Origin of the sequence: Afipia sp. DC4300-2b1 (genome assembly GCF_049895725.1) — a bacterium.
GTDB lineage: Bacteria > Pseudomonadota > Alphaproteobacteria > Rhizobiales > Xanthobacteraceae > Afipia > Afipia broomeae.
Window position 1 is genome coordinate 32818 of record NZ_JAFCSX010000007.1, and the last position, 15114, is coordinate 47931.

Below are 15114 nucleotides of genomic sequence, written 5' to 3' on the forward strand. Positions count from 1 at the left end.
TCCATTAGAGTTGAGTAACCGATACGAAACGATAAGTGTGAGTGTGCCCTTCGTCCGCAATGGAGACGTATTCGCCGGGTACGAATTTTTCCTCCGCGAAATGGTATCCCACCTCATCGTCGTGGTCGCCGGAAATGTCGTAGTGGAATGCCCAGTTGTCACCGGCGCGATGAACGAGATGACCCAAATCATCGGGCTTGCCGGGTCGAAATCGAACAACCCGGCATGCCTCGCGATGTTCTCTCCATAATCCTGGCTCCAGCTAGCCTTGGGAGTCCACGGGTCCAATGAAGACACATGCTATCCCCCGTTACCAATTGCGCTGACTACCGAACGGATTTGATCCGCATCAAAGACCCCCTCGCTCCGATGCTGCACGCTGCGCCCAGCCAAATGGGAGGGCGGTTATGCCGAGCAATGCAATAATTCTGTCGGCGATCATCCTGGTGATGTTCGTGGCGTTCGGCGCCGTCCTGATGTGGGCGGACTTTCAGACCAGGCCTCAGCGTCTGAAGAACGATGTCGCGAGGCCTCGGCGAAGGGCTTTCTGAACCGGTCGAATATGAAAATTTGCAGCGGGTCTGCGATGCCGCGGCCTGCGGAAGAATTTCATTCAGAGCAGGAGGTCTCGATGGAACGGCGACCCGGACGTCTCGAAACTGTCCCCATGATTGGTCATATCGTCTCATGGGCGAAGAAATTCTCGTGGCAATTCGGCCGGTCCAACGAATTGCAGGAGCTCGAGCCCGATGAGATCAGAAGGATTGCCAGAGACTTCGGTGTATCCGTTTCCGATCTTTTAACGCTGGCGAAGAGCGATGTTCACGTTCAAGAGCTGCTGACGCAGCGGCTCGCAGAAATGGGGCTGTCCGAAAAGCTCCTGCAAGACAAGCATCCCAGGGAGGTCGGCGATCTCTATCGTGTTTGCGCCAGTTGCGCCTCGACGAAGCAATGCACGAACGATTTCTTGCAGCACAAGTCCGGCCACTCAGAGTACTGCCCTAATACCGAGACTTTGGAAGCTCTTCGGGCAATAGGCGACGCCAACGCCGCGCCGCGCGTGGCCGGCGGCAAGAACTAGCCCGGTCAAACAAGAATGCGTGGGTTGATCTCGATCAAATCACTCGCCGCAAAATCATGATTGATGATGCGGACAAAGCACCGAGAAATTCGATCATGAACCGGACAAAAGAGATCAAGTGGATGACCCTTGGAGAAGGCAGCCTCGCTGCCTTTTTTGCGGTGTCCGCGTTCGTCTGCCTGCTTGCAGCGGCGAAAGCCGAAGATGCGGCATTTGCATTTCATGCCACCCTGAGTATCGCGGCGAGTCTGATCGCCACATTCGCGATTATCAATCGTTACTTCGACAGGCCGGCGTCTCTGCCTCCGCAGGAGATCGGCGGCCGGCCGAATTACAATCTTGGACCGATCAAGTTCGCGTCGGTCATGGCGGTGTTCTGGGGCATTGCCGGATTCGCCGTCGGGCTGCTCATCGCCTCGCAGCTCGCCTGGCCGGCGTTGAACCTTGATTTGCCATGGACAACCTTCGGAAGGTTGCGGCCGCTGCACACGTCGGCGGTTATCTTTGCCTTTGGCGGCAATATTCTGATCGCGACGTCTTTCTACGTGGTCCAGAAGACGTGCCGCGTGCGTCTTGCGGGAGATCTGGCTCCCTGGTGCGTCGTGCTCGGATACAACTTCTTCATTCTGATCGCCGGGACCGGCTATCTGCTCGGCGTGACCCAGTCAAAGGAGTATGCCGAGCCCGAGTGGTATGCCGACTTTCTGCTAACGGTCGTGTGGGTCACCTACTTGCTGGTTTTTGTCGCGACGCTGGTCAAGCGCAAGGAGCCGCACATCTTCGTTGCGAACTGGTTCTATCTCGCCTTCATCGTCACGATCGCCGTGCTTCATCTCGGCAACAATCCCGGTGTGCCGGTCTCATGGTTCGGTTCGAAATCGTACATCGCCTGGGGCGGCGTGCAGGATGCGATGTTCCAATGGTGGTATGGCCACAACGCGGTCGGGTTTTTCCTGACGGCCGGCTTCCTCGCCATCATGTACTATTTCATTCCGAAACGAGCGGAGCGGCCGGTCTATTCCTACCGCCTTTCGATCATTCACTTCTGGGCGATCATTTTCCTCTACATCTGGGCTGGCCCGCATCACCTGCATTACACGGCGTTGCCGGATTGGGCGCAGACACTCGGCATGACGTTCTCCATCATGCTGTGGATGCCGTCATGGGGCGGCATGATCAACGGACTGATGACCCTGTCCGGCGCCTGGGACAAGCTGCGAACGGATCCCGTTCTGCGAATGCTCGTGGTTTCCGTTGCCTTCTACGGCATGGCCACGTTTGAGGGGCCGCTGATGTCGATCAAGGTCGTGAATTCGCTCAGCCACTACACCGACTGGACCATCGGCCACGTGCATTCGGGCGCGCTCGGCTGGGTCGGGTTCGTTTCGTTCGGCGCGCTTTACTGCCTCGTGCCCTGGCTGTGGAACCGCAAGGGACTCTACAGCCTCAAACTCGTCAACTGGCACTTCTGGATCGCGACGATCGGCATCGTCTTGTACATCTCTGCGATGTGGGTGTCGGGCATCCTTCAGGGTTTGATGTGGCGCGCCTATACGTCGCTCGGCTTCCTTGAATATTCTTTCATCGAAACCGTCGAGGCGATGCACCCGTTCTACATCATCCGGGCTGCGGGCGGCGCCTTGTTCCTGATCGGTTCGCTGATCATGGCCTACAATCTCTGGATGACGGTGCGTGTTGGCGAGGCTTCGGAAACCGCACCGACGCCGGCTCTTCAGCCTGCTGAGTGAGGAGCGAGCGCATGTCACTTTGGAAACGTCACCAAATCTTCGAGAAGAATTCTATCGTCCTCATCGTCGGCATTCTGGCGGTCATCGCGATCGGCGGTCTTGTTGAGATAACGCCGTTGTTCTACCTGAAAAGCACGATCGAGAAGGTCGAAGGCATGCGGCCATACACCCCTCTCGAGCTGACCGGGCGCAATATCTATGTCCGCGAAGGTTGTTATCTCTGCCACTCGCAGATGATCCGGCCGCTGCGCGATGAAGTCGAACGCTACGGGCATTATTCGCTCGCGGCCGAGAGCATGTACGATCATCCGTTTCAGTGGGGCTCCAAGCGGACTGGTCCGGATCTCGCGCGCGTCGGTGCAAAGTACTCCGATGAGTGGCACGTCACGCATCTGGTGAATCCGCGCGCCATCGTCCCGCACTCGGTGATGCCCGGCTATTCATTTCTTTCGGAGAGCGAGATCGACGCGGGGACCATTGCCGGTCATCTCCGTGCCAACCGCACGGTGGGCGTGCCGTATTCGGATGATCAGATCGCCAATGCGGCTGCGGATCTCAAGGCTCAGGCCGATCCGGATAACGGTGACGTCGACGCACTGGTCAAACGTTATCCCAAGGCAATCGCCAGAAATTTCGACGGCAAGCCGGGGAATCCAACAGAGATGGATGCGCTTGTGGCCTATTTGCAGATGCTTGGGACGCTTGTGGATTTCAAGCTGTACGACGAAAAAGCAAACCTTCGCTAGGAAGCCGGGATATGAAAGCGATCCTTACCGTCCAGAACGCCGTCTCGGGTTTCGTCGTGACCTGGTGGACGCCCATATTCGTCGGCATCTTTTTCGCCATCGTCGTCTACGCATTGTGGCCTCGCAACAAGGCGATGTTCGATGCGGCGTCGAGACTTCCGTTGCGAGAGGACTGACGGCTTATGACCGACCACAAGGACGAGATTGATTCCGTAACCGGCACCGCAACAACCGGCCATCAGTGGGACGGGATCAAGGAGTTGAACACCCCGCTGCCGCGGTGGTGGATCATCACATTTTACGCGACCATCGTATGGGCCGTTGCCTATTGGATCGTTTACCCGGCATGGCCGCTGGTTCAGAGTTACACCACGGGTGTCATCCGGTATTCGTCGCGCGCGGACGTCGCCGTCGAGCTTGCGAACCTCGAGAAGCTTCGCGGCGGCAAGATGGTCGCTCTCAACGCCACGCCTTTGGCGGACATCGAGAAGGACTCGGCGCTGCTTGCGTTGGCGCGAGCGCGGGGCAAGGCGGTGTTCGGGGACAATTGTGCGCCTTGTCATGGCAGCGGTGGGGCGGGGGCAAAAGGCTACCCGAATCTGAACGACGACGAATGGCTATGGGGCGGATCGCTCGACCAGATCGGCAAAACCATCGAGTTCGGCGTGCGGTCCGGCCATGCCAAGTCCCACGAGGGAGCGATGCTTGCCTTTGGCAAGGATGGCATCCTGAAGCAGGATCAGATTGTCACGGTTGCAAATTATGTGAGGTCTCTGTCGGGCCTGTCCACGTCAAAAGGTTTTGACAGCGGCGTGGGACGAAAAATCTTCGCGGAAAATTGCGCAGCCTGTCATGGCGATAATGCCAAGGGTAACATCGAGCAGGGCGCGCCTGATCTCACCGACAAGATCTGGCTTTATGGATCGGACGAGCAGACCATTATCGAGACCATCACCAACGGCCGGGCTGGCGTCATGCCGGCGTGGACTGGCCGCCTCGATCCGGCAACAATCAAGGCCCTGGCGGTCTATGTCCATTCGCTTGGCGGCGGAAAATAATGCGCTCCGGCCGCATCGCGACTATCCGGCTCCGGCTTGAGTTGGATCAATAGCGTTGGAGCGGTCGCGGCTATCTTAAGAGATAGCGCGAGATCAATCGTTCATGAACAAGATCACAACACCTGACGATCTGGAAGTCGATGACTATGGGCCGCTATATGCGGCTCATAAGAAGGTCTATCCGCAAAGCGTCGCCGGAACGTTCCGCAGCATCAAATGGAAGCTGATGGCTGTTTGCCTCGGCATCTATTACTTTCTGCCGTTCATCCGCTGGAATCGTGGCGTGGGCGCACCGAGCCAGGCGGTGCTGGTGGATTTGCCGAACAGCCGCTTCTATTTCTTTTTCATCGAGCTGTGGCCGCAGGAGGTCTACTACTTCACGGGTCTTCTGATCCTTGCCGCCCTGACGCTGTTTCTGATGAACGCGGTGGGCGGCCGCATCTGGTGCGGCTATCTGTGCCCGCAAACGGTCTGGACCGATCTGTTTTACGCGGTCGAGCGCCTCATCGAGGGAGATAGGCGCGAACGCATGAAAAAGGACGCCGAGGGCTATACGCTCCAGGGTTGTTCCGAAATCGTGCTGAAGCATTCGATCTGGATCATGATCGCGTGGTGGACCGGCGGCGCCTGGGTACTGTACTTCAACGATGCTCCCACGCTTGTGAAGGAACTCGTGACCTTTCAGGCGCCTACGCTGGCCTATATCTGGATCGTCATCCTGACATTCACGACCTATGTGCTGGCCGGTTTCATGCGCGAGCAGGTCTGCGTCTACATGTGCCCGTGGCCGCGAATTCAGGCGGCCCTGACCGACGAATGGGCGCTCAACGTCACCTACAAATACGACCGGGGCGAGGAGCGGATCTCGCTGAAGAAAGCGCTGGAACGGCAGTCTCATGGCGAGACGGTCGGCGACTGCATCGATTGCCGGCAGTGCGTCGCGGTTTGCCCGACCGGAATCGACATCCGGGACGGCGCGCAACTGAGTTGCATCCAGTGCGGTCTTTGCATCGACGCATGCGATACCGTGATGACGAAAATCGGCAGGCCGACCCGCCTGATCGGCTATGACAACGATATCAACATCCAGCGTCGACTCGCGGGTAGGTCCGAGATATTCAAGCTCATTCGGCCGCGGACCATTGTCTATGCCGCTCTGATCGCCGGTGTCGGAAGTGTCATGCTGTACGCGCTTCTGACGCGCTCGCTGCTCGACATCAACGTGCTGCACGATCGCAATCCTATCGCCGTCAAGCTGAGCGATGGTTCGATCCGCAATGCGTACACGGTGCGCTTGCTGAACAAGCGTGGCTTCGATCGGACCATCGCGATCGATGTCGAGGGCGTGAGCGGCGCGGTGGCTCATGTGGTCGGGGTGGATTCGATCACACCGGACAGGCCGGCGATCGTGCTGGGGCGCGATCAGACGACTGAGCTGCGTGTTCTCGTCACAGCCAAACCGGCCGGCGAGCTTCCAAAATCAACGCCGCTGACATTTCGCGTCACTGATATCGGCCTCGGTGAGGCGGCGTCCGCGACGGACAATTTTGTTACGCCATGAATCGCGAATGGATGGTCTTATGAACAGCTCGACCACAGCAGGAAAGCCTCTCACCGGACGCGCCGTGCTCGTCATGTTCGTCGCTTTCTTCGGGGTGGTGATCGGGGTCAACTTGCTGATGATGCGGTTCGCGATCGACACAATGTCCGGAACCGATGTGGACAGTGCGTATCGTGCAAGCCTGGCCTATGAACGCGAAATTCAGACCGCGCACGAGCAGGATACGCGCCGTTGGCGAGTCGAGGCGCATGTCGCGCGCGGACCCGCCAATAGCGCCAGCGTTCGGATCGTGGCGCGCGACAGCAAGGGCGCGCCGCTGACCGGGCTGGATTTTTCTGCTCGTCTGGAGCGCCCCGCCGACAAGCGGGCAGACCGGACCATTGCCCTGACGGAAGTTGAAACCGGGATTTACAAAGGAAGCGCCGAAGAAGTTCTCGCCGGTCAGTGGAATCTCGTGCTTGAGGGCGACGCGGGCGGCAAGCGCGTATTCAGGTCGCGAAATCACGTCATGCTGAGCGATTGAGGAGACGTCATGGCTCTCAACCGGGACTTCTCGTACTACGTCAAGGATCTTGGCTCAGGTCTTGCCCATCTCGATCTCGCAGTTGAGGGCGTCAGTTGCGCCGGCTGCATGATGAAGATCGAGCGCGGACTGTCCGCCATCCCGGACGTGACCCTCGCGCGGGTCAACCTGACCGACCGGCGTTTGGCGGTGGAGTGGAAGAAGGGCGAACTCGATCCGGCGCTGTTTGTCGATTGTCTCGCAGCGCTCGGATACAAGGCTTATCCGTTCGAACCGGTCCGGGCGGAAGTGGTTGAGGCCGAGCAGTCGCGATTTCTGCTGCGCTGCCTTGGGGTGGCTGCCTTCGCCACCATGAATGTGATGATGCTGTCGATTCCGGTGTGGTCGGGCAACGTCACCGATATGATTCCGGAGCAGCGTGATTTCTTCCATTGGCTGTCGGCCCTGATCGCCCTGCCGGCCGCAGCCTATGCCGGGCAGCCGTTCTTCCGCTCGGCATATACCGCGCTTCGCTCGCGCGGCGTCAATATGGATGTTCCCATCAGTATCGGCGTGGTGCTGGCGCTCGGCATGTCGATCGTCGAGACGATCCATCATGCCGAGCATGCGTATTTCGATGCGGCCATCATGCTTCTCACCTTTCTGCTCGCGGGCCGTTATCTCGATCAGAACATGCGCCGCCGCACGCGAGCCGTCGCCGGAAATCTTGCGGCGCTGAAGGCCGAGACCGCGACCAAATTCGTATCTCCTACTGAAATCAGGGAAGTACCTGTTGCGGCCATCGTTCCCGGCGACATCGTGCTTCTGCGTCCGGGTGAACGATGCGCCATCGACGGCAAGGTCATCGATGGGCGATCGGAGATCGACCAGAGCCTCATCACGGGCGAGACGCGGTATGTCGCGGCGGAGGCCGGCACTGCGGTTTATGCCGGGACAATGAATATTTCAGGCACGTTGCGCGTCCGGGTCGGGGCGGCAGCGGAAGGAACGCTCCTGTCGGAGATCTCCCGGCTGCTTGAAAACGCGCTGCAGGCCCGCTCGCGCTATGTGCAACTGTCCGACCGGGCGTCACGGCTTTATGCGCCGGTGGTGCACGCGACGGCGCTGCTCACAATGCTGGGATGGGTTGCGCTCGGCGCCAACTGGCACGATGCAATCGTCACCGCGATCGCGGTTCTTATCATTACCTGTCCATGTGCGCTCGGCCTGGCGATCCCGGCGGTGCAAACGATCGTGGCGGGTGCGCTGTTCCGCGCCGGTGTTCTGCTCAATTCCGGCGATGCGGTTGAGCGCGTCGCTGATGTCGATACGGTCGTCTTCGACAAGACGGGCACGCTGACCTTGCCTGAACTCGACGTGGTGAATGCGGCGGCCATTCCGGCCGACGTCCTTCAACTGGCGGGACGGCTGGCTCTGGCCAGCCATCATCCGGTTGCGGCAGCGGTCGCTCGCGCCTCGAAAACGACGTCTCCGCTGGAAGGAATCGTGGAAGAACCGGGGCAGGGCGTGAGAGGTCTGATCGATGGAGTCGAACTCAGGCTCGGCCGGCCGTCGTTCTGCAATGCAGAGCGCTTGGCGAACGAGATTCTGGGCACCGATCCGGAGATTTCCGTGGTTGCTTTCAGCAGGGGGCAGGAGCGATACGTGTTCGCGGTGAGGCAGCAGCTTCGGCCGGATGCAGCGGCCACGATACGCAGCCTCGTCAAACGCGGCGTGGCGGTCGAGATTCTCTCTGGCGACAGAGAGCCTGCCGTAAAGCATGCCGCGACGGCCTTGGGAGTTAGCGCGTGGCGTGCGGGTCTCACACCGACTGACAAGATTGCTCATATCGAAGACCTGAAGCGGCGCGGCCGCATGGTCATGATGGTCGGTGACGGCCTGAACGATGCACCGGCGCTTGCGGCAGCATCGGTTTCGATGTCGCCGGTGAGCGCGACCCATCTCAGCCAGGCGGCTGCAGACATGATCTTTCTCGGCAAGGATCTTGTTCCGGTGCTGGCCGCCGTCGATTTCTCACGCAAGGCGCTGCAACTGATGCAGCAAAATTTGGCGCTGGCGATCGGCTACAACGTTCTGGCTGTTCCGATCGCGATCGCGGGATACGCAACGCCGTTGGTCGCAGCGGCGGCCATGTCGGGATCGTCGATCCTGGTCATGCTGAACTCGCTGCGCGCGCGCCGCGTTGCGCCGGAGGTGACGTGATGGAAGTTCTCGCCTATCTCGTGCCGCTCGCCCTGGCGCTCGGCCTCATCGGTCTCCTGGGTTTCCTTTGGTCGCTCAGGAGCGGGCAGTACGATGATCTCGATGGTGCGGGATGGCGCGCGATTTCCGACGACGAGCCGCCTCTGCCGCCCGCATAAGGGGTCAGCGGGTTTTAGCCGTGAGGTCGCCGGAGGGCTACCTGCGCTTTTCGCAGCTTGAATAGCCGATCAGGCTGTAAGCCGGGCAGGTCGCAAAAAGTCCCGTAAGCAACGGCACGAATCCAATCAGCCCGGCCCAGTCCCAGCCTTTGATCGGAAGGCCGTTGCGAAGCGCGAACGCGATCAGTGCAAGCCCCACCACGATGCGGACCATTCGATCCGCCATACCCACGTTGCGCGACATACGACAGCCTCCATGACAATCGGCTGCGGCAAGCAGCCTTTTTGGAGGTTGAGCTGATTGGCTTCGAAAGGCCTTGATGTGCATCAAGAAGACAGGCTCCGGGCTGCGGCATCCTGTGGTTCAGCACAATAGAGGTCTCAACGATGCCGCTCGCAAATTCAGCGTTTGCAATTAAGCCGCAGGCGCAGCCGCCTGTGAGATTTTGCGACGTCGTCAAGCAGGCCGGGACGACCGATTACGAAGCTCTCTTCAAGGCATCACTCCACCGGCTTCACGAAGAACAACGCTACCGCGTGTTTGCCGACATCGAGCGGATTGCCGGCGGATATCCCAATGCCATCTGGCACGCGGCAACGGGGCCTCGCAATATCGTGCTGTGGTGTTCGAACGACTATCTCGGGATGAGCCAGAATGCTTCCGTTGTCGGAGCGATGGTCGAGACCGCAAGGCGCATGGGCACCGGAGCCGGAGGCACCCGCAATATCGGCGGCACCAATCATCCGTTGGTCGAGCTTGAAGGGGAACTGGCCGACCTGCACGACAAAGAGGCGGCTCTCGTATTCACGTCGGGCTATGTTTCAAATCAGACGGGAATCTCCACAATTGGAAAACTGCTGCCAGGCTGTCTGATCCTGTCGGATGCGTCCAACCACAATTCCATGATCGAGGGGATTCACCAGTCGAGTTGCGAGAAGCAGATATTCCGTCACAACGACCTCGATCATCTCGAACAGCTTCTGAGGGCGGCGAGCAGGCAACGGCCGAAGCTCATCGTGTTCGAAAGCCTCTATTCGATGGACGGAGACATCGCTCCCATCGAGGAGATCTGCGATCTGGCCGAGCGCTATGGCGCCATGACGTATTGCGATGAGGTTCATGCCGTCGGGATGTATGGCCCGCGCGGCGGGGGCATCAGCGAACAGCGGGGGCTGTCCGCCCGCATCGATGTGATCGAAGGGACGCTGGCGAAAGCGTTTGGCTGTCTCGGTGGATATATCGCCGGCTCCGCCGCGCTCGTCGATGCCGTCCGCTCCCATGCGCCGGGATTTATCTTCACGACGGCCTTACCGCCAGCGGTTTGCGCGGCCGCGGCGGCCGCCATCCGGCATCTGAAGACGTCGGGCCGGGAACGGGCGCGGCACCAGAACCGCGTCGCCCGCCTGAAGTGGATGCTGGATGCCCACGGACTTCCACAACTGCGGAACGGATCGCATATCGTGCCTGTTCCTGTCGGAGATGCGAAGACATGCAAGGCCGTCAGCGATTACCTGCTCAATGACTTCGGCATTTACATTCAGCCGATCAACTATCCGACCGTTCCGCGCGGAACAGAGCGGCTGCGCATCACACCCACGCCGCTGCACACCGACGAACACATCGATCAATTGGTGGCGGCCTTGTCCAGCGCATGGTGCAGGTTCGGGCTTTGACGTGACTTGAACCGGGCCTGTATCCGGCGACGGCCGCGACTGTAGCTCCTCAGCCGCAACAGCAGAAATAGGTCATGGCCGGCCATTTGCGCCAATGCGTCGGCGTAACTTCAAGCCGTTTCATCGTCTCTGCGTTCAGCCAGCCGTCATCCGTCAGGATGCACGGAAAGATGTTTGCGTGCACTTCCTTATCGATGACAGCAACCGCGAGATACTGCTCAGTCGGCGCGGTTGATACGTCTTGCCACATACCGCCAATCTAAGCCGTTGGCTCGAAGGCCATCTTGATTCAGATCAGCGGCCGAACACCTGAAACGGGAGGCCTGACCCATCCTGGATTCAGACAAGGCGATGGTGTCGATCGGATTTGAGGTAGATCAAATCGGGGGCGGGATCGCTTGACCACAATGCCGGGATGGCAAATCTGATTTACCGGTGTCCTCACACGGGTCTGAACGTGCAGACATGGATGCCCAAGGATGAGCAGCCCGAAGCGGAACAGGTGTACAAGGCAGTCTTGTGCTCTGCCTGCACGCGGCTGCACTTCATTCACAAATCAAGCGGAAGACTGCTGGGCGAGCCTGAAGCCGAGTGAGCATGGCTTAGGGACTTGTTGAGCGCTCGATTGTGCCGGCCACGCGTTTATATTCCCTGATACCGTTCGATCCATTCCCTGATGGGTGGAGAGCTTTTCCCTGATATCGGAACTAGGGAATTCGTCAGAAAGTGCGGATTTTGACTCCTACGTTGCTGTTGGCTCGGTCACTTGAACCGAAATTCGGGCATTTTCCCTGTAAAATTAGCTGTTAGCAGGGAATTCAGCCGGAGACCGGCGCGATCGGCACTGCGTCGTCAGCCATCCAGTGTGCGATTAAGAGAATTTCTTTCTTTTATGTAAGAAAGGCTCGCCAATGGCGGGCTTTTGAAGCGCGCTGAATCTCTACAGAGACCGGAATCGAACCGTCACCTTCCTAAATTGGCCGACATTCTGGCCAGCCATTGAAGAATTCCCATTTTCCAGAGCCGTGCGCAAGAGACCGGAGAATAAACCACTGCGTGGTAGGCCGGCAGTCGCAACAGGCCGATTACAGACGGGAAAGATCAACGCAACTCTAGTTCATGCGGTTCTTACAGTCACTCTTACGAGAACGCCTGAATGCCGGTGATGGCGCGGCCGAGAATGAGGGCATGAATGTCGTGAGTGCCCTCGTAGGTATTCACGGTCTCCAGGTTCTGCGCGTGGCGCATCACATGGTATTCGCTGGAGATGCCGTTGCCGCCGTGTATGTCGCGCGCAACGCGGGCGATGTCGAGCGCCTTGCCGCAGTTGTTGCGCTTCATGATCGAAATCATTTCCGGCGCCATCCGGCCGTCGTCCATCAGGCGGCCGACACGCAGCGAACCCTGCAGGCCGAGCGTGATCTCGGTCTCCATGTCGGCAAGCTTCTTCTGCACCAGCTGCGTCGCAGCCAACGGACGGCCGAACTGCTTGCGGTCCAGCGTGTACTGACGCGCGCGATGGAAGCAGTCTTCTGCAGCGCCCATCGCACCCCATGAAATGCCGTAGCGGGCGCGGTTGAGGCAGCCGAAGGGGCCGGCGAGACCCGACACATTCGGCAGCAGCGCGCTTTCGGGAACGACAACGCCGTCCATCACGATTTCACCGGTGATCGAGGCGCGCAGCGAGAGCTTGCCGCCGACCTTCGGTGCCGAGAGACCCTTCATGCCCTTCTCGAGGATGAAGCCGCGAACCTTGTTGTCGTGTGCGGCGGACTTCGCCCACACCACGAACACGTCGGCGATCGGCGCGTTGGAGATCCACATTTTCGAACCGGTCAGGCGATAGCCATCGGCCACCTTCTCGGCGCGGGTCTTCATGCCATCGGGATCGGAGCCGGCATCGGGCTCAGTGAGGCCGAAGCAGCCGACCCATTCGCCGGTGGCGAGCTTGGGCAGATACGTCTTGCGCTGGGTCTCGTCGCCGTAAGCATAGATCGGATACATCACCAGCGACGACTGTACGCTGTTCATGGAGCGATAGCCGGAATCGACCCGCTCGATCTCGCGCGCGATCAGGCCGTAAGCGACATAGCTCGCATTGGCGCAGCCATACTCTTCCGGCAGCGTGACGCCGATCAGGCCGAGTTCGCCCATCTCGTTGAAGATTTCGCGGTCGGTCTTCTCTTCGATATAGGCCTGCGTCACGCGCGGCAGCAGCTTGTCCTGCGCATAGGCGCGCGCGGTATCGCGGATCATGCGCTCGTCTTCGGTCAGCTGATCGTCAAGCAGGAACGGATCATCCCACTGGAATACAGCGCGCTTGGTTGATGTCGTCATGGTCTTATTCCTGTTGCGTGCTGCGGAGATGCGCTGTTCTGTTTCGGTCGATCAGCGATTGAACTTGCGGAAATCGGGCTTTCGCTTTTCCCGGAATGCCTGTCCGCCTTCTTTCGACTCTTCCGTGTCGTAGTAGAGGCTGAGCGCCGCCATTCCCATGCTGGCGATTCCCCGGATAGACTCCGTGTCTGCGTTGAAAGAGCGTTTGGCGAGAGAAAGAGCGGTTGGACTCCGTTCAAGCAATTCCTCGCACCAGCGATCGACTTCTGCATCGAGTTGGTCATGTGGGACGGCGATGTTGGCCAGCCCCATTTCGACCGCCTGCGCCGCGGTATAGCGCCGGTTCAGATACCAGATTTCGCGCGCTTTCTTCTCTCCGACTACACGGGCGAGATAAGCGGTGCCGAATCCGGGATCAACGGAGCCGACCTTCGGGCCGACTTGTCCAAATTGTGCCTTGTCGGATGCAATTGTCAGGTCGCAGATTGTCGCCAGGACGTTGCCTCCGCCGATGGCAAAGCCGTTGACCCTCGCAATGACAGGCTTCGGCATATCGCGAATGACGCTCTGAAATTCGTCGATGGGAAGACCAATAGTGCCACGGCCATCGTACTGTCCGTCATGCGCCCCCTGATCGCCGCCGGTGCAGAACGCCTTGTCGCCCGCGCCGGTCAGAACAATCACCCCGATCGACTTGTCCCATCCTGCGCGCTGAAAAGCATGGATCAATTCCTCGACGGTCTGGCCACGGAAGGCATTATAGCTCGCCGGCCGGTTGATGGTGATTCGGGCGACGCCTTTGGGACGCTCTTCATAGATGATGTCTTCATACGTCATGGTCTTCTCCTCGGTGCGATGAGAGAGCTTGCGGCTATTCGCTGGCCTGAACAAGTTCGCGGCCGATCAGCATCTTGCGGATTTCGGTTGTGCCGGCGCCAATCTCGTACAACTTCGCGTCGCGCAGCAGGCGGCCTGTCGCGTATTCGTTGATGTAGCCATTCCCGCCGAGCAATTGGATGGCATCCAGCGCCACGCGCGTTGCGGCTTCCGATGCGAACATGATGGCGCTGGCGGCTTCCTTGCGGAGCGGCAGTCCGCGATCCGCTGCGGCAGCTACAGTATAAAGATAGGCGCGCGAGACATTGAGTGCGGTCATCATCTCGGCCAGCTTCCCCTGAACGAGTTGAAATTCTCCGATCGGCTGACCAAACTGTTTGCGTTCGCGAACGTAAGGCAAGGCAATATCGAGCGCCGCCTGCATCAACCCGACCGACGCGGACGCAGCGACGATGCGCTCATAGTCGAGACCTTTCATCAAAACGCGGACGCCGGCATCGATTGCTCCAAGGACATTCTCTGCCGGTACTTCGCAATTCTCGAACACCAATTCGCATGTACCCGAGCCACGCATGCCGAGTTTGTCGAGCTTTTGCGCACGCGTGAAGCCGGGTGTATCCCGCTCAACTACAAAGGCTGTAATGCCGCGCTTGCCGCCATCCGGGGTGGTTTTGGCGTAAATCACATAGACGTCGGCATGATCGCCATTGGTGATCCACATCTTGCTGCCGTTGAGGACGAAGCGATCGCCTTTTCGATCCGCCCGCAGCTTCATGCTGACCACATCCGACCCGGAGCCAGATTCGCTCATCGCAAGCGCACCGACATGTTCGCCAGAGATCAGCTTCGGCAGATAGCGTTTGCGCAGATCGACATTTGCATTCAGCCGGATCTGGTTCACGCACAGATTGGAATGGGCGATGTAGGAAATCCCGATGGAGCCGGAAGCACGCGAAATCTCTTCGGACGCAACAACATGTGTGAGATAGCCCAGACCTGCGCCGCCATCGGTTTCGTCAGCAGTGATCCCAAGGACACCGAGTGCGCCGAGGTTCGGCCACAAGTGGCGCGGGAAGGTATCTTTTCGGTCGACCTCATCGGCCAGCGGCGCGATCCGCTCGTTTGCGAAGGCCGCGACGCTGTCCTTGATCTGGCGAGTAGTCTCGTCCAATGCGTAGATGTCGAGCAT

16 protein-coding genes are annotated in these 15114 nt (G+C 59.3%); 11 read left to right on the plus strand and 5 right to left on the minus strand.

Going from position 1 to position 15114, the window contains the following annotated elements:
* Positions 1 to 4: 4 nt before the first annotated feature.
* A complete protein-coding gene (locus ACP7AL_RS23800) occupies positions 5 to 187 on the minus strand; it encodes a hypothetical protein (RefSeq protein ID WP_425994850.1) in 183 nt (60 codons plus the stop codon).
* A 220-nt stretch (positions 188 to 407) separates the two neighbouring features.
* Here ACP7AL_RS23800 and ACP7AL_RS23805 point away from each other — a divergent pair, with 220 nt between their 5' ends.
* The 10 genes from ACP7AL_RS23805 (at position 408) to ccoS (ending at position 9077) form a co-directional block, all read left to right on the plus strand.
* Positions 408 to 551 (plus strand): hypothetical protein, encoded by a 144-nt coding sequence (locus ACP7AL_RS23805; RefSeq protein ID WP_425994852.1) that lies wholly within the window; start codon positions 408 to 410, stop codon positions 549 to 551.
* 80 nt (positions 552 to 631) lie between these two features.
* A complete protein-coding gene (locus tag ACP7AL_RS23810; protein WP_425994854.1) occupies positions 632 to 1081 on the plus strand; it encodes a DUF6455 family protein in 450 nt (149 codons plus the stop codon).
* Positions 1082 to 1203: 122 nt separating this feature from the next.
* The gene (ccoN, locus tag ACP7AL_RS23815; RefSeq protein ID WP_425995197.1) at positions 1204 to 2829 is read left to right on the plus strand and encodes a cytochrome-c oxidase, cbb3-type subunit I; all 1626 of its coding nucleotides are present in this window, start codon (positions 1204 to 1206) and stop codon (positions 2827 to 2829) included.
* Positions 2830 to 2840: 11 nt separating this feature from the next.
* A complete protein-coding gene (ccoO, locus tag ACP7AL_RS23820) occupies positions 2841 to 3575 on the plus strand; it encodes a cytochrome-c oxidase, cbb3-type subunit II (protein ID WP_425994856.1) in 735 nt (244 codons plus the stop codon).
* 11 nt (positions 3576 to 3586) lie between these two features.
* Positions 3587 to 3751 carry a cbb3-type cytochrome c oxidase subunit 3 gene (locus ACP7AL_RS23825; protein ID WP_024576623.1) on the plus strand — a complete coding sequence of 55 codons (165 nt, stop codon included), beginning with the start codon at positions 3587 to 3589 and terminating at the stop codon, positions 3749 to 3751.
* Between the two features lie 6 nt (positions 3752 to 3757).
* Positions 3758 to 4633 (plus strand): cytochrome-c oxidase, cbb3-type subunit III, encoded by an 876-nt coding sequence (ccoP, locus tag ACP7AL_RS23830; RefSeq protein WP_425994858.1) that lies wholly within the window; start codon positions 3758 to 3760, stop codon positions 4631 to 4633.
* A gap of 103 nt (positions 4634 to 4736) precedes the next feature.
* Entirely contained in the window at positions 4737 to 6194 is a 1458-nt protein-coding gene (gene ccoG, locus ACP7AL_RS23835) for a cytochrome c oxidase accessory protein CcoG (protein ID WP_425994860.1), read from the plus strand.
* A gap of 19 nt (positions 6195 to 6213) precedes the next feature.
* Positions 6214 to 6717, plus strand: coding sequence for a FixH family protein (locus tag ACP7AL_RS23840; RefSeq protein ID WP_425994862.1), 504 nt, complete (start codon positions 6214 to 6216; stop codon positions 6715 to 6717).
* Between the two features lie 9 nt (positions 6718 to 6726).
* Positions 6727 to 8919, plus strand: coding sequence for a cation-translocating P-type ATPase (locus tag ACP7AL_RS23845; protein ID WP_425994864.1), 2193 nt, complete (start codon positions 6727 to 6729; stop codon positions 8917 to 8919).
* Complete coding sequence (gene ccoS, locus ACP7AL_RS23850) at positions 8919 to 9077, plus strand: cbb3-type cytochrome oxidase assembly protein CcoS (RefSeq protein WP_425995199.1); 159 nt, start codon at positions 8919 to 8921, stop codon at positions 9075 to 9077. Before ACP7AL_RS23845 ends, ccoS begins: the two co-directional genes overlap by 1 nt.
* A 37-nt stretch (positions 9078 to 9114) precedes the next feature.
* Here the strand turns inward: ccoS and ACP7AL_RS23855 are convergent, their stop codons facing one another.
* Positions 9115 to 9321: a YgaP family membrane protein gene (locus tag ACP7AL_RS23855; RefSeq protein WP_024576617.1), complete on the minus strand. Its 207-nt coding sequence runs from the start codon at positions 9319 to 9321 to the stop codon at positions 9115 to 9117.
* Positions 9322 to 9464: 143 nt separating this feature from the next.
* On the opposite strand from ACP7AL_RS23855, the gene hemA reads away from it, so the two are divergent.
* Positions 9465 to 10751, plus strand: a complete 1287-nt coding sequence (gene hemA, locus ACP7AL_RS23860) for a 5-aminolevulinate synthase (protein WP_425994867.1) — start codon at positions 9465 to 9467, stop codon at positions 10749 to 10751.
* 1140 nt (positions 10752 to 11891) lie between these two features.
* Here hemA and ACP7AL_RS23865 read toward each other — a convergent pair.
* Genes ACP7AL_RS23865 through ACP7AL_RS23875 form a run of 3 tightly spaced genes read right to left on the minus strand, consistent with a single transcriptional unit; the run spans position 11892 to position 15114 of the window.
* Complete coding sequence (locus ACP7AL_RS23865) at positions 11892 to 13088, minus strand: acyl-CoA dehydrogenase (protein ID WP_425994869.1); 1197 nt, start codon at positions 13086 to 13088, stop codon at positions 11892 to 11894.
* A 51-nt stretch (positions 13089 to 13139) separates the two neighbouring features.
* Entirely contained in the window at positions 13140 to 13925 is a 786-nt protein-coding gene (badI, locus tag ACP7AL_RS23870) for a 2-ketocyclohexanecarboxyl-CoA hydrolase (RefSeq protein WP_425994871.1), read from the minus strand.
* Positions 13926 to 13959: 34 nt separating this feature from the next.
* Positions 13960 to 15114, minus strand: coding sequence for an isovaleryl-CoA dehydrogenase (locus ACP7AL_RS23875; RefSeq protein WP_425994873.1), 1155 nt, complete (start codon positions 15112 to 15114; stop codon positions 13960 to 13962).